Genomic DNA, 25,247 nt, shown 5'->3' with positions numbered 1-25,247 from the left:
TTCAGTTGTTGTGCTGACGGCGTTTCTCCAGGGGTTCTCTGGTGTCTAAGAAGGGTATATCCTATGTGCTGGGTAACCCTGCCACGACACAAGGAATCACAAGGAACGCCATGACGATCCGGATTGCGATAAACGGTTTTGGCCGCATAGGCCGCAGTGTTTTACGTGCGTTGTATGAATCAGGCCGCCGAGCCGAGATTACCGTTGTGGCTATTAACGAGCTGGCGAGCGCAGAAGGCATGGCGCATTTGCTCAAGTACGACTCCAGTCACGGCCGTTTTTCGTGGGATGTTCGTCAGGAGTGTGACCAGCTTTATGTCGGTGATGACTGTATTCGTCTGTTGCATCAGTCAGAGATTCAGCCATTGCCCTGGCGAGAACTCGGTGTCGATATCGTGCTGGATTGCAGCGGCGTTTACGGTAGCCGAGAAGATGGAGAAGCCCATCTGGCGGCAGGTGCGAAGAAAGTGCTGTTTTCTCATCCGGGAACAACGGATTTGGATGCCACGGTGGTGTTTGGCGTCAATCACTACCAGTTGGAAAGCGGGCACCGCATTGTTTCCAATGCGTCCTGCACGACCAATTGCATTATCCCCGTAATCAAACTGCTGGATGATGCGTTTGGTATTGAGAATGGGACGGTGACGACGATTCACTCGTCGATGAACGATCAACCGGTGATCGATGCTTATCATCACGATCTGCGGCGCACACGCGCTGCCAGCCAGTCGATTATTCCGGTAGATACTAAACTGTCGGCGGGGATCACCCGTATTTTTCCGCAGTTTGTCGATCGTTTTGAGGCGATCTCGGTGCGTGTGCCGACGATTAACGTCACGGCAATTGACCTGAGCGTTAGCGTCAGGAAAGCCGTAAACGTGAATGAAATTAACGCACTATTGCAAAAATCAGCGCACGAGTCGTTTCGTGGTATAGTTGATTACACTGAATTGCCGTTAGTGTCGGCTGATTTTAACCACGATCCGCACAGTGCCATTGTTGACGGTACGCAGACTCGGGTCAGTGGTCAGCATCTGATTAAAACATTGGTCTGGTGCGATAACGAATGGGGCTTTGCCAACCGGATGTTGGATACAACACGGGCGATGGCGGCCAGCGGTTTCTAGTACGACGGTGGCGATCTGGGGTCGCTATCTCGCTCAAGCAACTTTAAAAGAGAATCAACAAGAGGATTCACCATGTCTGTAATTAAGATGACCGATCTGGATCTGGCTGGTAAACGTGTTCTTATTCGTGCGGATCTGAACGTACCAGTAAAAGAAGGGAAAGTGACGTCTGATGCGCGCATCCGTGCCTCTCTGCCGACCATCGAAATCGCCCTGAAACAAGGCGCTCGCGTTATGGTCACTTCCCACCTGGGACGTCCGACTGAAGGCGAGTACAACGAAGAGTTTTCTCTGCTGCCTGTCGTTGACTACCTGAAAGAGAAACTGTCTTCTCCTGTGCGTCTGGCGAAAGACTATCTTGATGGGGTTGATGTCGCTGAAGGCGAGCTGGTTGTACTGGAAAACGTCCGCTTTAACAAAGGCGAGAAAAAAGACGACGAAGTCCTGTCCAAGAAATACGCGGCGCTGTGTGATGTGTTCGTAATGGACGCATTCGGTACGGCGCACCGTGCGCAGGCTTCCACCCACGGCGTGGGTAAATTTGCCACTATCGCCTGTGCAGGCCCGCTGCTGTCTGGTGAGTTGGAAGCGCTGGGTAAAGCCTTGAGCGAACCAGCCCGTCCGATGGTCGCTATCGTTGGTGGTTCTAAAGTTTCCACCAAGCTGACTGTACTGGATTCCCTGTCTAAAATCGCCGATCAACTGATCGTCGGTGGCGGTATCGCCAACACCTTTGTTGCTGCACAAGGCCACAACGTGGGCAAATCTCTGTACGAAGCTGACCTGATTCCTGAAGCGAAAAAGCTGCTGGAAACCTGTGATATTCCTGTACCGAGCGATGTGCGTGTCGCGTCAGAATTCTCTGAAACTGCAGCTGCAACGCTGAAGTCTGTTACGGCAATCAAAGACGAAGAGCAAATTCTGGATCTGGGTGATGTGTCCGCTGAGCGTCTGGCTGAAATTCTGAAGAATGCCAAGACCATCCTGTGGAATGGCCCAGTTGGCGTCTTCGAATTCCCGAATTTCCGTAAAGGAACCGAGACCATCGCCCGTGCTATCGCAGAGAGCGATGCGTTCTCTATTGCAGGTGGTGGCGATACGCTGGCTGCGATCGATCTGTTTGGTATTGCAGATAAAATCTCCTACATTTCTACCGGTGGCGGCGCATTCCTCGAATTTGTCGAAGGGAAAAAACTGCCAGCAGTGGTTATGCTGGAAGAACGTGCCAAGCAATAATTTAAGGTAAGGGGCGCTTTTCCTCTTCCCTGGGGTTGTCTCGATAGGTGATGTTCGCAATCTCGTGTCGAGACAACCTTGTCGATTTAACATCGACCTCTCTAACCCCTCCACGGCCAACGAAACGGGACGCGTAACATGTCTAAAATTTTTGATTTCGTAAAACCCGGTGTCATCACTGGTGATGACGTTCAGAAAGTTTTCGCAGTAGCAAAAGAAAACAAATTTGCCTTGCCAGCAGTGAACTGTGTCGGTAGCGACTCAATCAATGCTGTGCTGGAAGCCGCAGCCAAAGTGCGCGCGCCGGTCATCGTTCAGTTCTCTAACGGCGGTGCCGCATTCATCGCCGGTAAAGGCCTGAAAGCAGAAGGTCAGCAGGCGGCAATTTTGGGTGCGATTTCTGGCGCTCATCATGTGCATCAAATGGCTGAACACTATGGCGTGCCAGTGATTCTGCACACAGACCACTGCGCGAAGAAATTGCTGCCGTGGATCGATGGCCTGCTGGACGCGGGTGAAAAACACTTTGCTGCGACTGGCAAACCGCTGTTCTCTTCTCACATGATCGACCTGTCTGAAGAATCTCTGGAAGAGAACATCGAGATCTGCTCTAAGTATTTGGCGCGTATGGCCAAAATCGATATGACCTTGGAAATCGAACTGGGTTGCACCGGTGGTGAAGAAGACGGCGTGGATAACAGCCACATGGACGCTTCTGCGCTGTACACTCAGCCAGAAGACGTTGACTACGCGTACACCAAACTGAACGCGATCAGCCCACGTTTCACTATCGCTGCTTCTTTCGGTAACGTGCATGGCGTCTACAAGCCAGGTAACGTGAAGCTGACTCCGACCATCCTGCGTGATTCTCAGGAATATGTTTCCAAGAAACATAACCTGCCGCACAACAGCCTGGACTTCGTATTCCACGGTGGTTCTGGTTCCAGCGCTCAGGAAATCAAAGATTCCGTTAGCTACGGCGTAGTGAAAATGAACATCGATACCGATACCCAGTGGGCAACGTGGGAAGGTATCCTGAAATACTACAAAGAAAACGAAGCGTATCTGCAAGGTCAATTGGGTAACCCGAAAGGCGACGATCAGCCGAACAAGAAATACTATGACCCGCGTGTATGGCTGCGTGCCTCGCAGGCAAGCATGGTGACTCGTTTGGAACAAGCCTTCAAAGAGCTTAATGCTGTTGATGTGCTGTAAGTCAGACGACGTATACCCTAAATAATTCGAGTTGCAGGACAAAACGTTAGCGTTTTGAACAACGCAAAGCCAACGTACATGCAGCTTGAAGTATGACGGGTATAAACATGGTTTGATGCTAAGGCTCCTACGGGAGCCTTAATTTTGGCGGCTTTTCGTACTGGCGAATGGGTGGATTTGGGGGGCGTGTCCGGCTCGGTCACGCAGGTACAGAGCTCTCGACGACGCGCAGGCGGTGTATTGGGATCTGCTGGAAAGCTTTAAACGCGTGCTGGATGAGCACCATATTGCTATTCCTTATCCGCAGATGGGTGTGCACCTGCATAACGTACCGCAGGAACGCGCGGAATAATCGTTATGTTATCAGGGGCCAATTGACCCCTGATGCGTTTCCTTTCTTATTGCCCGTAATAGGCGTTTTTCCCGTGTTTACGCAGATAGTGCTTATCCAGCAGAACCTGTTGCATGTCCGCTATGCCAGGGGTGAGCTGGCGTGAAAAAATCCCCATGTAAGCCACTTCCTCCAGCACAACGGCATTATGTACCGCGTTGTGGGCGTCTTTGCCCCAGGCAAAAGGGCCGTGGGCGTTGACCAGCACCGCAGGGATATCTGTAGGGCTAATACCACGTTGACGGAACGTTTCGATGATGACGTTGCCGGTTTCCAATTCGTAGTGCTGTTCGATTTCATCCTGCGTCATAAGCCGGGTACACGGGATTGAACCGTAGAAATAGTCAGCGTGCGTGGTGCCCCACGCGGGGAGATCCAGCCCAGCTTGGGCCCAAATGGTGGCGTGGCGAGAGTGCGTGTGTACGATGCCGCCGATATCGGTAAACGCACGATACAGCGCCAGATGTGTTGCGGTATCTGACGAGGGCTTCTTGCTGCCTTCAAGGGGTTGTCCAGAAACCAGGTCGACCACCACCATATCGTCTACGGTCATACAATCGTAGTCCACGCCCGAGGGCTTGATGACGACTATGCCGCGTTCTCGATCGACGGCGCTGACGTTACCCCAGGTAAAGGTCACCAGATGATGGCGTGGTAGATCCAAATTTGCTTCCAATACCTGTTGTTTAAGCTGTTGTAACGTTAGCATGTCATTCCCCCTTGCTGCATTTTCTGTTCTATCCAACGGCGCGCTTGAACAATTTCGGCGACCGGTTCATCGGCTTTTTCTGTCCACATTTCGATCAAAAAAGCGCCGCGATAATTGAGGTTCTTTAATGTTTTGAAAACGGAAACGAAATCCACGCAGCCTTCTCCAAATGGCACGTCACGAAACTGCCCTGGTGAGGTTTCAGTGACAGGAAAGGTGTCTTTTAGATGGATTGCGGCGATACGATCGATACCGAGTTGTAACTCATGGTTGACGTTATTGCCCCAGGCACTCAGGTTGCCGACGTCTGGATAGACCGTGAACCACGGTGATGCCAGGCAGGCATCCCAGGCCTTCCATTTACTGATCGAGTTCATAAACGCGGTGTCCATGATCTCTACGGCTAGCATCACTTGTGCGGCGGCTGCGCGTTCGACGGCCCACTGCATGCCTTCGGTAAAACGGGCGAGTGTGCCTTCATCCTGCTGTTCGTAATAAACGTCATAGCCTGCCAATTGAATCGTTCGGATACCGACATCATTAGCCAGTTGAATCGCCTGCTCCATGATCGCAAAGGCTCGCTGACGTAACGCCTCGTCGTGGCTGCCGAAGGGAAAACGCCGATGCCCAGATAGGCACATTGAAGGAATACGGATACCCGTTTCCAACATGGCGCTGACCAGCGAGAGCCGCTGTTCTTTCGTCCATTGCAGGCGTGAGAGGCGTTCGTCACTTTCGTCCACTGACATTTCGACAAAATCAAAGCCACAGGCCTTTGCCAGCGCCAGCCTTTCAGGCCAGGTCAGGTGTTTTGGCAACGCTTTCTCGTAAATTCCTAATGGGTGCTGGCGCATCTTAAGGCCTCCAGATGGTGTTAATCGCGGTGCGGAACTGCTGAGCTACGTCGATTGGATTGGGAGCATCGGACAGGGCACGTCCGGCAATGAAGGACGTGACGGCAATATCGCTGAACAGGGGGAGATCTGTGGGCGTCAATCCCCCTGTGACGGACAGTTCTATACCGAGGTCTGATAGTGCTTTCATTGTGTCGAGATCCTGCTGTCCCCAGGTTTGACCGTTAGCCTGTGCGTCGCGTCCACGGTGGTAAATCGCCTGTTTTATGCCCAAATCACGCCAATTTTTGGCGTCTTCAAGCGTCCAGCGGCCAAATAACTCAATTTGGATTTCCCCTTGATAGCGTTCTGCCACTTCCAATGCGCTTGCCATGGTAGGCAACGGTGCTGCACAAATGACGGTCATCCAGTTGGCACCGTGGGAAAATGCCTGTTCGGCGAGCGTGCCGCCTGCGTCAGCGACTTTTAGGTCTGCGACCAGAATGTGTTGTGGGCAGCGTTCCCGCAGATGGCTGACGGCCTGGATACCTGCGCTGATGCATAGAATGGTGCCCGCCTCGATGATGTCGACATAGGGATGAAGTTGCTCCACTGTCGTTAAGGCCGCATCCAGCCGAGTATGATCGAGCGCCAGTTGCAGGCGTGGTTGCATTTTCATGGTTTCTCCTTAACGGCGGGTTGCAGCGATTTTAATGTCTCAACCAGTGCCTGATAGTGTTGGTATTTTTTGTCGTAAGCGTCTCGGAACGATTCGTCTGGGGTTACGTGGTCGATTCGTGGTGAAAGTGCCTGCTGTGCGGCGGTGAAGTCGATAAACGCGCCGCTCCCGACCATTGCCGCCATTGCTGCGCCCAGACACCCAGTTTCTTCTATCTGTGGCAATTCAATGGGCAGGCCACTGATATCGGCAAACTGCTGCATCCAGGGGGCAGAACGAGCAGGACCGCCGGTGATACGTAGTGCTTCCACCCGAGGGAAACGTTGTCGCATGCGGTTCAGGTGTGTCATGTGGCAGAACACCACGCCTTCGTAGATAGCCTGTATTAAATGCTCACGCTGGTGGAATGCCTGCATGCCATAGAAGCTGGCGCTGAGACCCATTCCGGCATTGGACCCATATAAAAAGGGGACGAATAGCAGATCGCTGCCCGCTTTAGGGAGTTGGGATACTCCGTGATTGAGCTGTGCATAATCGAGCCGAGAGCCGTTATCCATGCCCCATTGCCGGCAGAACCATTCCAAATTGGCGGCAGAAGTGGGGCTGGCTTCGTGCACGATATAGCGTCCCGCTTCGGCATGGCGGCCATACACAAACGGATGGTCGTAACCGTCATTAAGCGTGTCAGTGATCCCGCTGGTTACGGACCAGGTTCCCATGACGGCATTGAGCCGGGTATCGTCCTGAAGCCCCGCACACAGCGCGGTGGAGACGACATCGAATAACCCACCGACTACGGGCGTTCCTTCCAGTAAACCCGTAGCCCGCGCTGCCTCTGCGGTAATGTGACCGGCAATATCGGCAGAGCCGACGATAGGTGGTAATGCGTTGGTGATTTCCTTGATGCCGAGCTGTTCGGCGAGTGCCGGATCGTAGCGTCCTAACCCCATATGGTAGAGATTAGATTCGGAGATATTCGTTTCTTCACAGGCCCGCTCACCCGTTAAACAGAAGCGCAGATAATCATGTGCCATAAACAGGCTGCCGATTTGCTCATAACGCGTCGGTTGATGTTGTTTGAGCCAGCGGAGCAAGGATACTGGATGGCCGGTCCACAGCGTTTGGCGAGTCTGAGGGTAGAGCGCCTGAGGTACACCGGCCTGCTGCCAGGCCAACACCTGATCCCGCGCACGTTGATCGGACGACAGCATCGCGTTACCCAGCGGTCTGTCGTGTTTATCCAGTAGAAATAGCCCTTTACCTTGGGCAGAGATACCTATTCCCATCACGGTACTGGCAGGGATTGCCGTGTTGTGTAGTAGCTCGCGAATGACGTCGGCAGCGGTGTGCCAGAGCACATGCATATCGCGTTCTGCCCAGCCGGGTTCCGGTGTAGTGATGGACAGACTGCGGCGTGCGATGCCGCACTCCGTGCCATGGGTGTCGTAGAGCCCAGCTTTGATAAAGGTGCCGCCACAGTCTAGTCCCAACCAGTATTCCATCATGGTGCCTCCACCTGTTGGTCGCAGCGTTGTGGCAGCATAATGGCGAGCGCCGCGGCAATCGCCAATGAAACAGCCAGGCTATAAACGCCGACATCTTTGTTAAATGTGGTGATGAGTAGGCCAACCATATAAGGGCCGCAGAAGCCGCCGAGATTGCCGAGCGCATTGATCACGCCGCGAGCCCCGCCGGCGATTTCTGCATCAAATAGCTTCGCGGGGATTGTCCAGAACACACCGGCCGCCGCCTGAATAAAGACGCCGCAACCGACCAGTGCAGCATAAGACCACCAGATGTGCTCCTTTAACAGAACGGACAGCGCCATACACACAGCAAAGCAGGCAAGAGGTAGCGCGACGAAGACTTTACGTTTCCCTGAATGGTCGGACAGGTAGGAAATGGTGAACATGCCAATGATGGCACCGAGATAGGGAAAAATGGCCAGCATGCCCACTTGTTCCATACTGCCGTTGGTGAGTCCTTTCAGGATGGTAGGCAACCACAGGGTATAACCATAAATTCCTGTTTGATAAAAGAAGTTCACCAGGATTAACTGCCATATCATCTTTTCGCGCAGCACCCGGCTCAGAGAGGCATTACGAATGTTTTTGCTTTGTAGTACGAGTTGTTCTGCTTGCAGTGTGTTGATCAGGTAGTCTTTCTCGGCCTGAGAAATCCATTTTGCTTCCTGCGGCCGATTGCTGATGGTGAAGCACCACAGCAGCATCACTGCCAGCGAGAACCCACCTTCGACCAGAAACAGCATGCGCCAGTCCCAGGTTGTGATCACCCAACCGGAAAGTGGTGCGGTAAGGATCCCTGCGATCGGCACAAACATGATGACGATGGCGTTGGCACGACCGCGTTCTTTATCTGGGAACCAGTTGCTGATCATGGTTAACACCACGGGCAGCATGCCACCCTCAGAGACCCCGAGTGCGAAACGCAGAAACAATAACTGATATTGATTGGTCACCAGACCCGTCAGTACCGAGATAACCGCCCAGGCTAACAGCGACCAGCCGATGAACTTCTTACCATTGCCGTGTACCGCCAGTTTGCCGCCCGGAACCTGGAGGAACAGATAACCGATAAAGAAAATACCACCGGCCAGACCCGCCATGGATGCCGTAATACCCAGTTCATCATCCATACCGCCGGGCATGGCAAATGCAATATTGACGCGATCCATGTAGGAAATAATGCAGGTAATCAGAATAGGGGGCACGATCCTCAACCAGCGTAATCGAGGAATGTTTGCCGCTGTGGGCTGGCTAGAAGAAACTGTAGCTGTATTCATATCACTTTACCCTTCAACATGTTGCGTGCATGGCGTGCGTCATTTTGGGCTTTTTCGCGCGTAGCGATCCCCGCACATGCCCGCAGGCATGTGTCGCGTTACATGACAAAATCAGAAACGATTAGGGAGCGTGAAAGTGTGCCATCGGTATCTTCACCACTACTTTGCGGATTGAGCAGGACTGCTCGTGAATGCAGGCCGGACGATGCACATCCTGAGGAAAGAACACGGCAAAGTTGCCCGAATGCATGGTCAGCCAGGACTCGTCATCAACATCCTGATAGAACAAGATGTCGCGTGCTTCGTTCCATTCCTGATGTACCGGATTACGGCCGTTATCCGTTACCACGCCGATCTTTTCGGTTCCGCTGACTAAAAATTGCACATCAATATTGTGACGATGGACTTCGGGACGTAAGTCATTTTTAGCCTGCGTGTGTAGATCCAGTACCTGAACGGCATAGCCTGTCTCTTCATCAAGGTAGCGGCCAGCCGGTAAGGCGCTGAAGTCGGTTTTTTGCAGGTAGGCTAGCGCACGGGCGACAGGCGCAGGGTGCTGACCAAAAACGGTATTGTCGATATGACCGAAGATCATGGGACGTCTCCTTGTTAAAGCGCCTGAATTCGTGCCCACACCCTTTCATCAACTGGGATGCCGTCGCGCAAGTTTTCTTCGCGAATACGCGGAAACTTATGGCCCGGCAGACGGATGGCGACATCCGGTTGTGTGCGCTCGGCGCTGGTGATGTAATCCATTATGCGTTTCAGTTTCTCATCGCGGGTTTTGCCGTCGATCAACCTATCGATCTCAATGGCGATGAAGACCTGCGATACGCCGTATTCGTCGCGATGATCTTCTGTGACTTCTGCGACGGAGGCACCGCCGGACAGTAGGGTGGCGATCATGTCTAGCACAATAGACAGGGCCGATCCTTTCCAGTAGCCCGCTGGGAGAATGCGCCTGTTTTCCTCGATAATGGCTGGATCGCGGGTCAAATTACCGTCGTTGTCAAACCCGCCATCAACGGGCAAGGTCTTGCCTGCCAATCGGTTTATCTCTAGCGCGCCATAGGAAAACATCGACATCGACATATCCACCATGGTGATTGGGTTGCCGGGGACGGCGACGATCAGCGGATTAGTGCCGATGCGGCAGGTTTTTGCTCCCCACGGTGGCATAACGGCGATCGAGTTAGTCCAGCAAATACCGATGTAGCCTTTCTCGGCGGCTTGCCAGCCGTAGCCTCCGCCGCGCATCCAGTGGTTGGCGTTGCGCAGCGCCACCAGACCGATACCGTGTGCATCTGCCAACTGCATAGCGCGATCCATCATGCGGCGAGCTGTCAGGTTGCCAATGCCCTGATGGGCATCCCACTGCTCGATAGCACCGAGTGAGAGCAGTTTGCTGGGTTCGGCATTGGGTATGATATCGCCAGCGTCCAACTGCTGAATAAAGCGTGGGAACCGGTTTACACCGTGAGAATAAACGCCGTCGGCTGAAGTATCGGCGAACAGCGTCGCGCAGGCATCGGCGGTTTCTTCCGCTACATTGCGCGCCAGTAAAACACGTTTGAACTGTTGCTTAAGGTCGTTGTAACTCACTCTCATAACGCGTCTCCATGACGATAATTAGGTTGCTTTTTATTCGTCATATTTCATTATGCGAAATTGCATTTCAAATAAATGCTATACCTGTGCTTGCATGAAGTCAAAACGAGAGTGTGTTAAATTTTCATTTAAAAACAGATGGTTATTTTAATTTGATGAGTTTGTGATCTGGGGCGCATTTTGCCTTGTACGTGGGGTTTAGGCGTGACGGAGCAGGGCGATAGAATCGCCCTGCCAGAGAGGCGGCCCCCTACAGTGGGAGCGTTAGCCTGATTCGGTACAGTGATGTTGTTGCAGTAATGTAGAGTTCATCGCCGTTGGGGCCCCCTAATGTGCAGTTGGATACGCGTTCTGGTACATCGATCTTGCCAATTTGCTCGCCAGAGGGATTAAAAATTAATACACCATCGGCACAGCTACAAAAGAGATTCCCTGCACGGTCAAGACAAAAACCATCTGGAAAACCGGGAGCCACAGCAGCAAAATGGCGTCCGGTACCGAGTTGGTTTCCCTCTACCGGATAAACCCGTAGTTCGCGGCGGCCAAGTGTTGGAAAATCAACAATCGACATATCTGCGACATACAAGTGCGTTTCATCCGGTGAAAATGCCAACCCGTTAGGACGCTGGAGATCGCTGGCGGCGATACTGAGTAAACCGTCACGTGGATCGAAACAGTACACGTAACAGCCGATGACCTGGCTTTCTGATTTATACCCTTCCTCATCGCCAGTGATGCCGTAAGGTGGGTCAGTAAACCAGATCGTACCGTCGCTACGGATCGCCACATCATTTGGGGAGTTGAAACGTTTCCCATCGATACGATCGACCAACACCCGAATCTCGCCATTGCTTTCGTGGCGGCTAATACAGCGCCGCCCATGCTCACAGCTCACGATACGTCCCTGTGCATCCAGCGCGTTACCATTCGCATAGTTCGATGGGGATCGCCAAATGCGTATATCGCCATCGCGAGACCAGATAAACATTTGGTTTCCTTTGACGTCACTGAATACCACGGCATCCTGCTGCGGTAACCATACTGGGCCTTCGGCCCAGATGGCAGGAGAACACAGACGCTCAAGTTGCTGTGTCATGATGTGGTCCCCACTTACTTCACGCCCCAAATAGATTTGTAATGGCTTTGATAGTCGTTCTGTGGGTCATATTGATTACTATTGCCGCCGTCGCTGCCAATATTTTCTGCGGTAACCAGATGTGCAGGCGTCACGTAACCTGAAGGTGGCTGTTTGGCAAAGGCACGGTTAAATTCATCCAACAGTTGCCAGCCGTGCAGTTTCAGCGGCTCGGGCACCGTAGCTGATTGGCTATCGCCGGAACGGATGCGCTGATAAGCGGAGACGGAACCGTCACCTGCTGAGATATTGTAAGGGGCATTTTTGCCACCTTTACCTGCTGTCTTCAGTGAAGGAGCCATAAAATCGAAATACAGATCGTTAATGGCCAGCGAATATTGGAAGCTATCTCCGTATTTCTGTAACAGGCTAAAGGTCATCGCGGGCATACGGTTTGCTGTATCGGCCAGCGGCGTGTCAATAAACTCCAGCACTTTGCAGCCGCTGCATTTGCCAATCTCTTCCTTCATGATATTGGCTTTGTCGAGTGCAATTTGATAGAGCGAATCGGTAAAAATCAGCACATTGGCCTTGCCACCCGACTTCACGACGGCGTACTGTGCCGCAATACGGGCTACTTCATTAGAATCTGAGGTGACGTTATAGAATACGTCATATTTGGGTAAGGGGCCAGGCTCTGGCACCGCATGCCAGGCGGTCAAAATGATGCCTTGCTGAACCGCTTTTTTCAGCGGGATCTTAGCAACGTTTGGATTCCATCCCCCGATGACGATACCATCTGGTTTCTGGGCAATGGCCTGATTGAGTGAGGACAGTTGATCTTTGACTGATCCTCCCCCATCCAACGTTTCCAGTTTCCAGCCTGCGGCTTTTGCCGCTTCACTCAGCCCCTGCTGTACGCCCTGTACGCCGCCATTTTTCATATCGGAAGCGATAAAAATGATCTTTTTATTGGGTTGAAGCGCTGGCCCGCTGGTCGGTCCATCCCACTGGGTACTGCTGCTGGTCGCTTTGGCTACCGCTGCTGTCGCTTGATCAAGATAGCTGTCCGCCCATGTTGGCATACTGCTCAAGAAGAGTGCGCTAAGTCCTGATAACATCAAAAAACGTTTCATAGGGTGTACTCCTGCTAGTGATGTGTCGCGTTATGGTTATCATTTTCGGGGTTGAAGGTTTTCCTACTGAGAACTCTCCTGGTGAGGGCGTTGAGGCTTGACGGTTTGACTACGTTGTACTGCTTTCTGATTGAGTAACCGACGGCGCTGGGCATAGCCTGCCAGCGTGATAGACAGTAACAGCGTTGCACCGTTGAACAGCGGTTCAACCCAGAATTCGCCGCCAAATTGCTGGATTCCGGCAATGCCGATAGCAAGAATAGCGATGCCGACTACCGTTCCCCAGACGTTCACTCGTCCGGGGCGAATGGTGGTGCTGCCGAGGAAAGCGCCGACCAGCGCGGGTAACAAATAGTCCATGCCGACGCTGGCTTGCCCGACGCCCTGTTCGGCGGCAATCAGCACTCCGCTAAAACCGGTTAATACGCTTGAGGCAATGAAGGCACCGATCGTGAAACGGTTGACAGAAATGCCATTCAGTCTTGCGGCTGCCGGATTACCGCCGACGGCATACATACAGCGTCCAAGCGGCGTGTGTTCGGTGATGAGCCACAGTACGATGGCGACAACCAGCACATAAAAGGCTGCTAGAGGGATCCCCGCTATTTCGGTGTGATGGAGTGCAATAAAGGCATCCGGTAGATCGCCAACGATCTGACGCCCCCCTGAGTGCCACAGCGCGACAGCGTATAGCACGGTGCCTGAACCAAGTGTGGCAACGAAGCTGTCGATATCGGCGAGGGCCACGAGAATACCGTTAAGCAGGCCGTACAGTGCTGAAATCACGAGCACGATAAGCACGGCCATCTGCCATGAAAAACCGTATTCCACCTGAAGGGTAATCGCCAAAATGTGCCAGAGCACGATGCCAAAGCCGACGTTGAGATCGATTTTTCCGACGATCATGGGAATGGTAGCGGCCAACGCTAATAGCGCGATTTTTGCTTTGCTAGACAGGATAGCCTGTAGCGTCAACAAAGACGCAAACGACGGCGTTGTCAGAGAAAATAGAATAACCAGTGCAATGCACAGCAACAGCAGACCATAGCGGGTCAGCATTTGCGTCAGCCACGGGCCTGCGCCATCCTGAGATAGACTCACGCGCTGTTCTAGTGCCGTTGATTTTACTGAAGTTTTATTCGACATTATTTTTTCCTTCAAACAGGTGATGCAATTTGGGTGGTTGGTATGGCTCACTGAAAGCCAACCGTTACCCATCAAGGCCGTCTGTGCTGTAATGCGTAAGCGAGCCTCTTAGATCGAGGCTGCGGTTTCCCCAGTGCTGGCAGAGGCCAGCTCTAATAAATTGGCAAAAGAGACTTGCTGATTTTTGAGTTCACCAACGACTTTCCCACGGTTGAAAACCAGCGCCCGATTGCAGATATGGGCGATTTCCTCAAAGTCGTTAGAGATCACCAATACGGCTACACCGTCCGCGAGTGATTTATTTAACAGATGGTAAATTTCTGCCCGTGCGCCCACATCTACGCCTGCTGTGGGGTCTTCCAGAATAAGCAAAGGCGCACCGAGGTGCATCCAGCGTGCCATCACCACTTTTTGCTGGTTCCCACCGGAGAGAGCGCTGATATCGATATTGACGTTCTTTGGCCGAACATCGAACAGTTGTACTTTCCACCAACTGGCCCCGATTTCTTCGCGCCGGCTATAGGTTGAGAGCAATTTATGTCCGCTGGCACAGGGATTGATGAACAAATTTTCGCGTACGCTCATCGACATCACTAGGCTCTCATTGGTGCGATCGCCAGCTACCAGTGACACGCCACTGTTCATTGCCTGTTGTGGCGAATTTGCGTGGTAAGGTGCGTCACGAAAGCGGATATCTCCACTCTCGCGCTTGCGAAGCCCGAACAGCAAACGGCCAATTTCTTCCTGCCCTGCGCCGCGTAGACCTGCCAACGCCAGCATTTCCCCCGGTTGCAGGCTAAAACTAACGGGGCCGATATCACCGACGATGATATTGTCCAATTGCAAAACGGGGGACTGGGCTTCGGGTAGTGGTTCGCGTTGATCGCCTGATATCGCTTCTCCTACGATCATTTGCACGAGATCGCGCAGTGAGTAATCTGCGGTATTTCCACCTGCCACATAGCGGCCATCGCGCATGACGCAAACCCGATCGGCAATTTCGATCACTTCATCTAGTCTGTGGGTGACGTAGATCATGCCAACCTTTTTCGCGCGTAGTCGGTTAATGACGGAAAATAGATGACGAACATCGTTCGCTGGGAGCGACGCGGTGGGTTCGTCGAGCACCAGCAGTTCTGCATTAACGGCCACCGCGCGGGCGATCGCTAGAAGGGATTTTTCCGTTCGTGAAAGTTCGAATACACGGGCATCAGGATCCAACACGATCCCAACATCGTCTAAGGCCTGAGTGGCGCGTCGGCGTATCGCTCTCCAGTCAATTAAGCCGTAGCGACGGGGGAAGCCCATCACCAGTGCCATATTTTCCGCGACGGTCATCCACTCGATCAGCCCGAGATCTTGATGAATAAAGGCAATAGGTTGTAGGCCGTCACTTTTTATCGCCGCGGCAGAGGCTATGTTGGTTCCGCGAAATTGAATATCGCCATGATCACGAGGATAAACGCCAGCCAGTACCTTAATGAGTGTCGATTTTCCGGCCCCATTTTCACCGAGTAGCGCCAGTACTTCCCCCGGCATTACCTGGAGGCTGACATCGTTGACGGCAATATTTCCACCAAAACGCTTGGTGATATGGCTGAGCGTTAGTATGGGGTAATCCATATTGACTTGATTCATGTACGCGCCCTTTTATCCAGTACTTGTAACCTGCACGATGCAACATCGGTAAGTGACTTATCCTTGTCGCGTTTAGGCATCAGTACTGAGATACCTTCTCTGGTTAAGCAATGAACTAAAAACAAAATAAACAAAATGTAGGTGTTTTAGTGAACGTTAAATTCCAATATGCGAAATCTGATTTCAAAAAATAATATGCCGAACGTAACGTTAAAGCAAAGCTGAAAGCGTTTTTAATTTTTATAAAAAACAATGTGTTATTTTTATTGTTTCGTATTTGTGACGCACTACGCACTTCCTGGTTAAGGGCAATGTTGCGTATTTTTGTCTCCCTGTTGACAATGAAATGCCGTTCCACTTCACCTCATGTAGCCCTTGCGGTAACATCTTTATCTTGAAGAGAATTGGCGGCCCCGACGCACTGTGTGGCGGAATTCCTGGGCAAGATTGCCTGGTGGCTCGATTCTGGAGATCTGTTATGAGTCCGAAAGCTGTTAATGAAAAAGACGATCAGAAAGAAAAACCGCTGGGGAGCCAGAGTCTGTTTCGTGGTTTACAACTTATTGAAATATTGAGTAACTTCCCAAATGGTTGCCCGTTGGCGCACCTGTCCGAATTGGCAGGTATGAACAAAAGCACCGTGCACCGGTTGCTACAGGGATTGCATACCAGCGGTTATGTCACACAGGCCCCTTCGCCGGGCAGTTATCGTTTGACGACTAAATTTATTTCTATCGGGCAAAAAGCGCTATCGTCGCTGAATATCATCCATGTAGCATCTCCACATTTGGTGCAGTTGAATCTGGAATTGGGTGAAACGGTGAATTTCTCCAGCCGGGAAGACGATCACGTTATCCTGATTTACAAGCTGGAACCGACAACCGGCATGATGCGTACCCGTGCCTATATCGGGCAGCATATGCCGCTGTATTGTTCGGCAATGGGTAAGATTTTTATGGCATACGGTAAGCGTGATTATCCCGATCACTACTGGCAAACCCATCAGAATGAAATTCAGACGCTAACGAAAAATACCATCACGGAATTACCTAAAATGTATGAAGAGCTGGAGGATATTCGCCAGCGCGGACTCGCGATGGATCGTGAAGAAAATGAGCTGGGGGTATCGTGCATTGCCGCGCCGGTATTTGACATTCAGCAACGCGTTCCTTATGCCGTATCGGTATCATTGCCAACAGCTAAGTTGCAACAAATTGGTATTAAATCATTGATTAAGCCAGTGATTGCTACTGCCCAGCGTATTTCTCAAGAGTTAGGGTTTGTCATACCCAATTGAACATTAGCTTAGCTAATGTAGCGTTAGAATATTCAATTTCACTTATCTGATTGGCTTCCATACACTCCCCGCGATAACAACAAACGGCGTAGGAGAGAAGTATGTGGGCGGTGTATGTACAGGGCGTTTTGTTAGGGGCGGCGATGATTCTGCCTCTGGGGCCACAGAATGCGTTTGTGATGAATCAGGGCATTCGCCGGCAGTATCACCTGATGGTGGCGCTGTTATGTGCCTTGAGCGATATGGTGCTGATTGCTGCTGGTATTTTTGGCGGTAGCGCGTTGCTGAGTCAATCTTCACTGTTGTTGGGAGCGGTGACCTGGGGCGGCGTTGCGTTTCTGCTCTGGTTTGGCTGGGGAGCGATGAAAACGGCCTTCAGCAACAATATTGCGCTCGCCAGCGCCGAAGTGATGAAACAAAGCCGCTGGCGTATTATTGCTACCATGCTGGCGGTGACCTGGCTTAATCCGCATGTCTATCTGGATACCTTTGTGGTGCTAGGGAGCCTAGGAAGCCAGCTTGCGGACGATGCCCGAAGCTGGTTTGCGCTAGGGACGATGACGGCTTCCTTCACTTGGTTCTTTGCGCTGGCGCTATTGGCCTCCTGGCTGGCGCCGTGGCTGAATACGCCGCGGGTACAGCGGGTCATCAACTTTTTTGTCGGCCTAGTGATGTGGGGCATTGCCTTGCAGCTGGCGCGTCACGGTTGGCAATAATGGGGGCAAATAAATAACCCCACCTCAGGCTGTGTTTCAGAAATTCACCTATATTGTGTGGAGTTGGTAATGCGTTATGTTGGTCGGTAAAGCAATCCGTCTTGTCTCTTTCATTCTGGAAGAGTCCGTGTTGGCACAGATAGTCTATTGATACGGACAATCTATTGATACGGACAATCTATTGATACAGATAATCTACGAGCGGCATGCGTGACGAAACATAAGTAAGGAGAGAGTGTGAAGCGAGGTATGATGAAGCTCAATGCACTGGCGTTGGCCGCTGCGATAGGACTTGGTGGTGTGTCGATAGCCGCGCAGGCTGCGGAATTGCCGGATGGCCCACATATCGTGACGTCAGGGACATCTAGCGTAGACGCGACACCGGATATCGCGCGTTTGGCGATTGAAGTGAGCGTGTCATCGAAGGATGCGGCGGAAGCGAAAAAGCAGGTCGATGCCCGCGTTGCACAATATTTTGATTTTCTCGGTAAAAATGGTATTGAGAAAAAAGATATTAATGCCGCCAATTTACGTACGCAGCCAGAATATGACTATCTGAAAACAGGTGGCTCGGTGCTGAAAGGCTATCGTGCGGTGCGTCAGGTTGAAGTCACGCTGCGCCAGCTAGATAAACTGAACGAACTGCTGGATGGGGCGCTGAAATCGGGGCTGAATGAGATTCGCACGGTAGAATTAGGCGTTGCTAACCCAGAAACCTATCGTGATGAAGCGCGTAAGAAAGCCATCGAGCAGGCGACGAGCCAGGCGGAAGCGCTGGCGCAGGGCTTCAGCGCCAAGCTGGGGCCGATCTACAGCGTTCGCTATCACGTTGCCAACTATCAGCCGATACCAATGGCACGGATGTTTAAAACGGCAGACGCAGCAGTGCAAAGCGAAGCGGCACAAACCTATGAACAGCAAACCATTCACTTTGACGATCAGGTGGATGTCGTGTTTGAGCTACTGCGTACGCAGTAATGCTCGCGCTAAAAAAGGGTTGCGTAAACCATTGATGATACTAACAGGCCTGCTCAGACAGGCCTGTTATTTTTTGCACTCTCTATTTTTTTACTATCTCAGCACGTTATGACTGCCGTAGTACCTGATGACCGTGCGAGAGCAGAGCGTCCGTCACTTTCCTCATCATCCGGCTTTCTGGCGCGAAGCGGTGCCAGTAGAGCATCCGGCGCTGAAACAGCCCTGGCGTCAGGTCGATTAATTCGTTATTGGCAAGCTCTCTTTCGATTTGCAGGTGTGGGATCATGCAGCAGGTTGTGCCTTGGCGCGCCAGTTGTACAAAGGCTTCCGACGAATTCACGATATGGCAAGGAACGCTGCCGGGCGACAAATCAAAGTTCTGTTGTAAGAAAGCCTGATGCATGTCATCCAGATGGTCGAAGGCGACCGCAGGGGCACGTAGCAGCGCCGAACGCGTTACGCCATTCGGGAAATAGCGGGCGGCAAACCTTGGCGATGCGACAAACAGATAGTCTAGTGCACCCAGTTTATCCACCAGACAGCTTGGCAGTGGCTGAGACTGAATACTCACCGCACCGACCACTTCACCCCGGCGCAGCCTTTCCTGCGTGCGCGTTTCATCTTCTACCTGCAAATTAAGACGAATCGGTGAATCAACCAGCACCGGCTGTAACGCAGGCAGCAGCCAAGTTGCGAGGCTGTCGGCGTTCACCGCCAGCGACAGCAGCAGTGGGATATCGCTGTTAGTTTCATTGCCCAGCCACTCTTCTTCCAGCAACTCGACCTGATGCAGCAGAGCCAGCAGTTTCTGCCCTTGTTCCGTTGGGCGTGGCGGGATGGTTCTGACTAATAGAGGCTGGCCGAACAGGTTTTCTAATTGTTTAATACGCTGTGAAACGGCAGATTGGGTAATACACAGTTTTTGGGCAGCGCGTTCAAAACCACGCTCGCGGATGACGGCATCCAGAGCCTGAAGCGTTCGATAGTCCGGGCGTTTCATGAAAGTCAAAATCCTCTGAATGAGTCTGTTTTTTTTCACTATGCCACATTTTGCAGATTTGCCATGCAGAAATCTTATTTTGGCTATTGTGCGCAATCACGATTCAGCACGGTAGGTGTGAAAGGGTGCGCATGAAATAATGCATCGGCGGTGAAGTGAATTTGCACGCTTTCCCCAACGTGCATGTTCTATAATACGCACACGTTTTCGTATATCGATTCTACAGGCCAGAAGCAGATTATGACGCAAGATGAACTGAAAAAAGCAGTGGGATGGGCAGCGCTCGACTACGTCCGCCCAGACACCATTGTGGGAGTAGGAACCGGATCGACGGCCGCACACTTTATTGATGCGCTGGGTTCGATAAAACATCAAATCAAAGGCGCAGTTTCCAGCTCGGATGCCTCGACGGAAAAGTTGAAAAGTCTGGGCATCCCCGTTTTTGACGCGAATGATGTGGATTCGCTGGATGTCTACGTGGATGGCGCGGATGAGATCAACGGGCACATGCAGATGATCAAAGGCGGTGGTGCAGCGTTGACCCGCGAGAAAATCATTTCAGCACTGTCGCGCCAGTTCATCTGCATTGTTGATGCATCTAAACAGGTTGATGTGCTGGGCAAATTCCCGCTGCCGGTCGAAGTCATCCCCATGGCGCGGTCTTACGTGGCGCGTGAATTGGCGAAGTTGGGCGGGCAGCCGGTCTATCGTCAGGGCGTACTGACGGATAACGGCAATGTCATTCTGGATGTGCACAATCTGAATATCATGGATGCGGTCGCGGTAGAAAACCACATTAATGGCATCCCTGGCGTTGTGACCGTTGGGCTGTTCGCCAACCGCGGTGCAGATGTCGCGTTAGTCGGCACGGCTGAGGGTGTAAAAACCGTCGTTAGATGAGTTCATGATCGTTCTGACGTGGCGAATGCCCACGTCAGAAATTTTTTAGCTAAAAAAATCTATTTAGTTAATAGCTCATTTTTGGTACTTAATATCACATTTTCTTATTTTGTTTATCGCCGATATGGCGATGCACATCTTTGGCAATATTTTTTGCCATAAATCAGGCGCGCTCCTCTATGGCGCGATTTGGGCGAAGCAATCGTTTGTATTGCTGACTGCGTAATTTTTGTTATGTTGGCAGAAGCTATTGAGCACTCTGTCACATTTGAAGTCTGAAAATAAGGTCGGGAAATGGCAAAGGTATCATTGGAAAAAGACAAGATTAAGTTTCTGTTAGTGGAAGGCGTGCACCAGAGCGCGCTGGATAACCTGCGTGCAGCGGGTTACACCAACATCGAGTTCCATAAAGGCGCGCTGGAGCCTGAGGCGCTGAAAGCCTCCATCCGCGATGCGCATTTTGTGGGTATCCGCTCGCGTACCCATCTGACAGAAGAGATTTTTGCTGCTGCGGAAAAACTGATCGCGGTAGGGTGTTTCTGTATCGGGACTAATCAGGTTGAGCTGTCGGCCGCGACCAAACGCGGTATTCCGGTATTTAACGCACCTTTTTCCAATACCCGATCCGTGGCAGAAATGGTGATCGGCGAAATGCTGCTGATGCTGCGCGGTATCCCAGCGGCGAACGCGAAAGCGCATCGTGGTATCTGGCACAAACTGGCAGTGGGATCGTTTGAAGCGCGCGGTAAAAAGCTGGGGATCATCGGCTACGGCCATATCGGCACCCAGTTAGGTATTCTGGCTGAAAGCCTGGGTATGCACGTTTACTTCTATGATATCGAAAGTAAATTACCGCTGGGTAATGCTCAGCAGGTGCGCCACCTGTCCGACCTGCTGAATATGAGCGATGTGGTGAGCCTGCACGTGCCGGAAAATGACAGCACACAGGATATGATGGGGGCGGAAGAGCTGGCGCTGATGAAGCCGGGTTCAATCCTGATTAACGCCGCTCGCGGTACGGTGGTTGATATTCCTGCACTGTGCGACGCGTTGAGAAGCAAACATCTGTCTGGTGCGGCGATTGACGTATTCCCACAGGAACCGGCAACCAACAGCGATCCGTTTCTGTCGCCGCTGTGCGAGTTTGACAACGTGCTGCTGACGCCACATATCGGTGGTTCCACGCAGGAAGCGCAGGAAAATATCGGTGATGAAGTCGCTGGAAAACTGGCGAAATATTCAGACAACGGCTCTACGCTGTCTGCGGTGAATTTCCCGGAAGTGTCGCTGCCTGTGCATGGCGCACGTGCCAGCCGCCTGCTGCACATCCATGAAAACCGTCCTGGCATGATTACCAAAATTAACCAGATCTTTGCTGAGCAGGGCATTAACATCGCCGCGCAGTATCTGCAAACGACACCTGAAATTGGTTATGTGGTCATTGACGTCGAAACTGACGGTGCGCAAACGGCACTGCAACTGATGAAGGCCATTCCTGGCACCATTCGTGCCCGTCTGCTGTTCTGATTCGTTTTAATCAGTGAATAAACAGCCAGCCCTTTTTGGGGCTGGCTGTGTTTTTAAAGCGCGATAACGATCTTGCCGCGCATATGCCCTTCCAGCACTTTACCGTGAGCCTGCTTCAGCGTGTCTACCGTTAACCCTTGCAGTGTTTCGCTGGCGGTTCCCTGAAGTTTTCCTGCATCAACCAGTTGTGCGACTTCGTGCAAAATATTCCCCTGTTCTGCGATATCCCGCGTGGTGAACATGCTGCGGGTAAACATGAGTTCCCAATGCAGTGCCGCGCTTTTGAGTTTCAGCGCCGTCTGGTCGAGCGGGTTTTTGTTTTCCACGATGGTGCAAATGTGCCCCATCGGTGCGATCAGTTTACTGATGGCATCCCAGTGGCCGTCCGTGTCGTTCAGACAGAAAATGTAATCGACCTGTTTGATCCCTTCTTTTTCCAGAGACTCTACCAGATTACGGTAATCCACGACCTTATGGGCACCACGTTGGCGGCACCACTCTGCTGAGTCCGGCTGTGACGCGGTGGCGATGATGTTCACCGAACTGCGCAATGCCGCCAGAGAAATCGCGAGAGACCCTACGCCGCCTGCGCCGCCGATAATCAACAGCGTTTTGTCGCTGTCGGCCTGCTGTATTTTCAGATGCTCGAACAAGCCTTCCCAGGCGGTCAGCGCCGTGAGCGGCAGTGCGGCCGCCGCTGCCCAGTCCAGCGACACGGGCTTGCGTGCCACGATACGTGAATCAATCAACTGATGGGTGGTGTTGCTACCGGAACGGGTGATGTCGCCGGCGTACCAAACTTCATCGCCTACCTGAAGGTCACTCACCGCGCTGCCAGTTTTCAGCACGACACCGCTGGCATCCCAGCCGAGAATTCGGGGCTGCTGTAATCCATTCTGACGCAATCCAGCATGAACCTTGGTATCCACCGGATTGACGGAAATGGCTTTTACACCGACCAAGAGATCGTATTCACCGGGCTCGGGGATATCCTGCGTGATGGCAATGAAATTTTCTGGCTGTTGTGGATCAACGGCTATCGCATGAGCGGTCATGGTCTGCTCCTCATTATTTTCAGAATATGGTCTTGTGAATAAGACATGTTTTTGAATAAAACCCATTGTAGAGCAAAGAGATAGGGCTGATAAGATGGACAATAAATAATGCCGTATCGTGCATTGGATGGTTACTCAACGTTTTTGAAAAAGCAGTAGAGATTGTCGTACCTATAATATTTTTGTTTCATTTTTATAAGTATTTTTCAATTTTTATTGAAACGTGATTTCCATCAACTTATTTTAGGTACGTTTTAGACTGAAAATGCCGATAACAACTGTGGTTCCTTTTGACCTTTTTATGAAAGGTTTGTCCTGCGTGGCGTTATTGCCACAGTGATATCTTGGCTCTGCCGTACCAATAATGGCAGAGATAATGTAGACCAGTGATGGTGAAAATGAGAATGCAACCGATGTCTGTTCAAAAAGAGAAGTTGAGTTATATCAACAATATACGTCTCGTTTCGTTATTTATTACTCTTTTTTCAATTATCCTGATTTTATTTGCGCTTTCTATTGGCACAGCGAGCTATTTCTTAAAGCAGAGTAATGATTCCCTGGATAAGGCTAATGAGTTGTCTGATATCCGAGCTGGTATTGGCAGCAGCCTCGATCAGTTGCGCGTTGCCAGATTACTATTCATTCAGGCAGGTGCAGCAAACCGTATTAGCGATCACACGGTGTTCAAAGCGGCCTCCGAAGAGGCGGCTGGTCGAGTCAGAGCCTCACAGAAGCGTCTAGATGAATATATCGCGCGGCCAGATAAGCTAGAGAGCGAAAAGGCGCTGGATGAGGACATCCTTAAGGCATACGCCAACTACCGTGATAATGCGATTCTGGCTATGCAGAAAGCGACAAAGGATGGTGAATTTGAAGACCTTATTTCGCTGGAAGGGTCACTCACTCGCACGTTAGATGAAGCGTTTAGTATCCCAGTGCGTAAAAAAGTGGGTGAGCTGACAAAGGCTGCGCAGGATATCAACCATCGTGCGGCAGATAATGCCAAACTGGGTTACTGGATGATGGCTGGCTCATTTGCCTTAGCTATCATTATGGCGATCATGGCCTACATCATGGTACGCAACGTGATCCTCGCGCCCATCAACAGACTGGTTGATCGTATCCAGAAAATTGCAGCGGGTGATTTGACTCAGCCGCCGATGGCGATGGGGCGTAATGAAATCGGCATTCTGGGGACGAATATCCAGACTATGCAGGCGGAACTGACGGATACGGTGACGATCGTGCGCGAAGGCGCAGATTCGATCTATCAAGGATCGTCAGAAATTACGGCAGGTAATGTCGATCTCTCTTCGCGCACCGAGCAGCAGGCGGCCGCGCTGGAAGAAACCGCTGCGAGCATGGAACAGTTGACCGCAACGGTGAAACAGAACTCTGACAATGCTCACCACGCCAGCCAATTGGCGAAAAATGCTTCTGAAAAAGCCGAGAAGGGCGGACAAATTGTGCAAGGGGTGGTGGACACCATGCAGGATATTTCTACCAGTTCACGCCGTATTTCCGAAATCACGTCTGTCATTAATAGCATCGCTTTCCAGACCAACATTCTGGCGCTGAACGCGGCAGTAGAAGCCGCGCGGGCGGGTGAACAAGGGCGTGGTTTTGCCGTGGTGGCGGGTGAAGTCCGTAGTCTGGCCCAGCGCAGCGCACAGGCAGCGAAAGAGATTGAAGGGCTGATTGGCGAATCGAGCCGGCTGGTGGATACAGGGTCTGAGCTTGTGTCTCAGGCGGGCACAACTATGGGCGAGATTGTTCGTGCGGTCGTCAGCGTGACTGACATTATGGGGGAAATTGCGTCCGCTTCTGACGAACAGAGCCGAGGTATCGGGCAAGTCAGCCAAGCCGTGTCTGAAATGGATAGTGCGACGCAGCAGAATGCGGCGTTGGTGCAGGAAGCCTCGGCGGCAGCTGTTTCACTCGAAGAACAGGCTGCACGTCTGACGCAGGCTGTCGCGGTATTCAAGCTGGCTGGTGTAGCTCAGAGATTGAAATCGTCCTTGCCGCAGGCTGCACCGCAACCGCGCTTAGCGCCAGCGATGGCCCTCGCCGGAGCCAGTAGCAAAGGCCGCGATAGTCAAAACTGGGAAACGTTCTGATCGGATAAGTGAAACTGTACTGGAAAGAAAAATGGCCCGCAATGCGGGCCATTTGTTTATC

At 51.9% G+C, this 25,247-nt stretch carries 22 protein-coding genes and 1 pseudogene; 10 read left to right on the top strand and 13 right to left on the bottom strand.

Translation table 11 applies throughout. From position 1 onward, the window contains the following. The first annotated feature begins 110 nt into the window (after nt 1-110). From epd to DMB82_RS17610, 4 genes and pseudogenes are all read left to right on the top strand, one after another. Nucleotides 111-1,127 (top strand): erythrose-4-phosphate dehydrogenase, encoded by a 1,017-nt coding sequence (gene epd, locus DMB82_RS17625; protein ID WP_116163775.1) that lies wholly within the window; start codon nt 111-113, stop codon nt 1,125-1,127. Between the two features lie 72 nt (nt 1,128-1,199). After that, nucleotides 1,200-2,363: a phosphoglycerate kinase gene (gene pgk, locus DMB82_RS17620; protein WP_039361752.1), complete on the top strand. Its 1,164-nt coding sequence runs from the start codon at nt 1,200-1,202 to the stop codon at nt 2,361-2,363. Nucleotides 2,364-2,501: 138 nt separating this feature from the next. Further along, complete coding sequence (fbaA, locus tag DMB82_RS17615; protein ID WP_039487408.1) at nt 2,502-3,578, top strand: class II fructose-bisphosphate aldolase; 1,077 nt, start codon at nt 2,502-2,504, stop codon at nt 3,576-3,578. A 223-nt stretch (nt 3,579-3,801) separates the two neighbouring features. Next, nucleotides 3,802-3,930: pseudogene (locus DMB82_RS17610) on the top strand (mechanosensitive ion channel protein MscS); the annotation flags it as partial. Between the two features lie 46 nt (nt 3,931-3,976). On the opposite strand, the gene araD reads toward DMB82_RS17610, so the two are convergent. The 11 genes from araD to DMB82_RS17555 form a co-directional block, all read right to left on the bottom strand. Further along, nucleotides 3,977-4,678, bottom strand: a complete 702-nt coding sequence (araD, locus tag DMB82_RS17605; protein ID WP_102118512.1) for an L-ribulose-5-phosphate 4-epimerase — start codon at nt 4,676-4,678, stop codon at nt 3,977-3,979. Further along, the gene (locus tag DMB82_RS17600; RefSeq protein WP_102118511.1) at nt 4,672-5,532 is read right to left on the bottom strand and encodes an L-ribulose-5-phosphate 3-epimerase; all 861 of its coding nucleotides are present in this window, start codon (nt 5,530-5,532) and stop codon (nt 4,672-4,674) included. The genes araD and DMB82_RS17600 overlap by 7 nt, the downstream gene beginning before the upstream one ends. Nucleotide 5,533: 1 nt before the next feature. Next, nucleotides 5,534-6,190: a 3-keto-L-gulonate-6-phosphate decarboxylase UlaD gene (gene ulaD / locus DMB82_RS17595; protein ID WP_102118510.1), complete on the bottom strand. Its 657-nt coding sequence runs from the start codon at nt 6,188-6,190 to the stop codon at nt 5,534-5,536. After that, complete coding sequence (locus DMB82_RS17590; protein ID WP_102118545.1) at nt 6,187-7,692, bottom strand: FGGY-family carbohydrate kinase; 1,506 nt, start codon at nt 7,690-7,692, stop codon at nt 6,187-6,189. Before DMB82_RS17590 ends, ulaD begins: the two co-directional genes overlap by 4 nt. Further along, nucleotides 7,692-8,993, bottom strand: a complete 1,302-nt coding sequence (locus tag DMB82_RS17585) for an MFS transporter (protein WP_116155381.1) — start codon at nt 8,991-8,993, stop codon at nt 7,692-7,694. Before DMB82_RS17585 ends, DMB82_RS17590 begins: the two co-directional genes overlap by 1 nt. A 121-nt stretch (nt 8,994-9,114) precedes the next feature. Further along, nucleotides 9,115-9,588 (bottom strand): NanQ anomerase/TabA/YiaL family protein, encoded by a 474-nt coding sequence (locus tag DMB82_RS17580; protein WP_102118508.1) that lies wholly within the window; start codon nt 9,586-9,588, stop codon nt 9,115-9,117. Between the two features lie 14 nt (nt 9,589-9,602). Further along, nucleotides 9,603-10,601 (bottom strand): 3-dehydro-L-gulonate 2-dehydrogenase, encoded by a 999-nt coding sequence (yiaK, locus tag DMB82_RS17575; RefSeq protein WP_102118507.1) that lies wholly within the window; start codon nt 10,599-10,601, stop codon nt 9,603-9,605. 250 nt (nt 10,602-10,851) lie between these two features. Beyond that, nucleotides 10,852-11,697 (bottom strand): SMP-30/gluconolactonase/LRE family protein, encoded by an 846-nt coding sequence (locus tag DMB82_RS17570; RefSeq protein ID WP_102118506.1) that lies wholly within the window; start codon nt 11,695-11,697, stop codon nt 10,852-10,854. Between the two features lie 14 nt (nt 11,698-11,711). Continuing rightward, entirely contained in the window at nt 11,712-12,812 is a 1,101-nt protein-coding gene (locus DMB82_RS17565) for an ABC transporter substrate-binding protein (RefSeq protein WP_102118505.1), read from the bottom strand. Between the two features lie 63 nt (nt 12,813-12,875). Beyond that, entirely contained in the window at nt 12,876-13,958 is a 1,083-nt protein-coding gene (locus DMB82_RS17560) for an ABC transporter permease (protein WP_102118504.1), read from the bottom strand. A 108-nt stretch (nt 13,959-14,066) separates the two neighbouring features. Next, complete coding sequence (locus DMB82_RS17555) at nt 14,067-15,596, bottom strand: sugar ABC transporter ATP-binding protein (RefSeq protein WP_102118503.1); 1,530 nt, start codon at nt 15,594-15,596, stop codon at nt 14,067-14,069. A gap of 478 nt (nt 15,597-16,074) precedes the next feature. Here DMB82_RS17555 and DMB82_RS17550 point away from each other — a divergent pair, with 478 nt between their 5' ends. From DMB82_RS17550 to DMB82_RS17540, 3 genes are all read left to right on the top strand, one after another. Further along, the gene (locus DMB82_RS17550; protein ID WP_102118502.1) at nt 16,075-16,893 is read left to right on the top strand and encodes an IclR family transcriptional regulator; all 819 of its coding nucleotides are present in this window, start codon (nt 16,075-16,077) and stop codon (nt 16,891-16,893) included. A 101-nt stretch (nt 16,894-16,994) separates the two neighbouring features. Further along, nucleotides 16,995-17,609, top strand: a complete 615-nt coding sequence (gene argO, locus DMB82_RS17545) for an arginine exporter ArgO (protein WP_102118501.1) — start codon at nt 16,995-16,997, stop codon at nt 17,607-17,609. 252 nt (nt 17,610-17,861) lie between these two features. Then, complete coding sequence (locus DMB82_RS17540) at nt 17,862-18,587, top strand: oxidative stress defense protein (RefSeq protein WP_102118544.1); 726 nt, start codon at nt 17,862-17,864, stop codon at nt 18,585-18,587. Nucleotides 18,588-18,693: 106 nt separating this feature from the next. Here the strand turns inward: DMB82_RS17540 and DMB82_RS17535 are convergent, their stop codons facing one another. Beyond that, a complete protein-coding gene (locus DMB82_RS17535) occupies nt 18,694-19,587 on the bottom strand; it encodes a LysR family transcriptional regulator ArgP (protein ID WP_116155383.1) in 894 nt (297 codons plus the stop codon). A gap of 240 nt (nt 19,588-19,827) precedes the next feature. On the opposite strand from DMB82_RS17535, the gene rpiA reads away from it, so the two are divergent. Both rpiA and serA read left to right on the top strand, forming a co-directional pair. Next, entirely contained in the window at nt 19,828-20,487 is a 660-nt protein-coding gene (gene rpiA, locus DMB82_RS17530; RefSeq protein WP_103861988.1) for a ribose-5-phosphate isomerase RpiA, read from the top strand. A 294-nt stretch (nt 20,488-20,781) separates the two neighbouring features. Beyond that, complete coding sequence (serA, locus tag DMB82_RS17525; RefSeq protein WP_116163773.1) at nt 20,782-22,014, top strand: phosphoglycerate dehydrogenase; 1,233 nt, start codon at nt 20,782-20,784, stop codon at nt 22,012-22,014. 53 nt (nt 22,015-22,067) lie between these two features. On the opposite strand, the gene DMB82_RS17520 is transcribed toward serA, so the two are convergent. Further along, nucleotides 22,068-23,069, bottom strand: a complete 1,002-nt coding sequence (locus DMB82_RS17520) for a zinc-binding alcohol dehydrogenase family protein (protein ID WP_116163771.1) — start codon at nt 23,067-23,069, stop codon at nt 22,068-22,070. Between the two features lie 413 nt (nt 23,070-23,482). Here DMB82_RS17520 and DMB82_RS17515 point away from each other — a divergent pair, with 413 nt between their 5' ends. Continuing rightward, complete coding sequence (locus DMB82_RS17515) at nt 23,483-25,186, top strand: methyl-accepting chemotaxis protein (RefSeq protein ID WP_102118498.1); 1,704 nt, start codon at nt 23,483-23,485, stop codon at nt 25,184-25,186. The last annotated feature ends 61 nt before the right edge of the window (nt 25,187-25,247 follow it).

Origin of the sequence: Pectobacterium aquaticum (assembly GCF_003382565.3) — a bacterium.
GTDB lineage: Bacteria > Pseudomonadota > Gammaproteobacteria > Enterobacterales > Enterobacteriaceae > Pectobacterium > Pectobacterium aquaticum.
The sequence above is the reverse complement of the archived record's forward strand: the minus strand, read 5'-3'. Positions and strand labels throughout refer to the sequence as shown.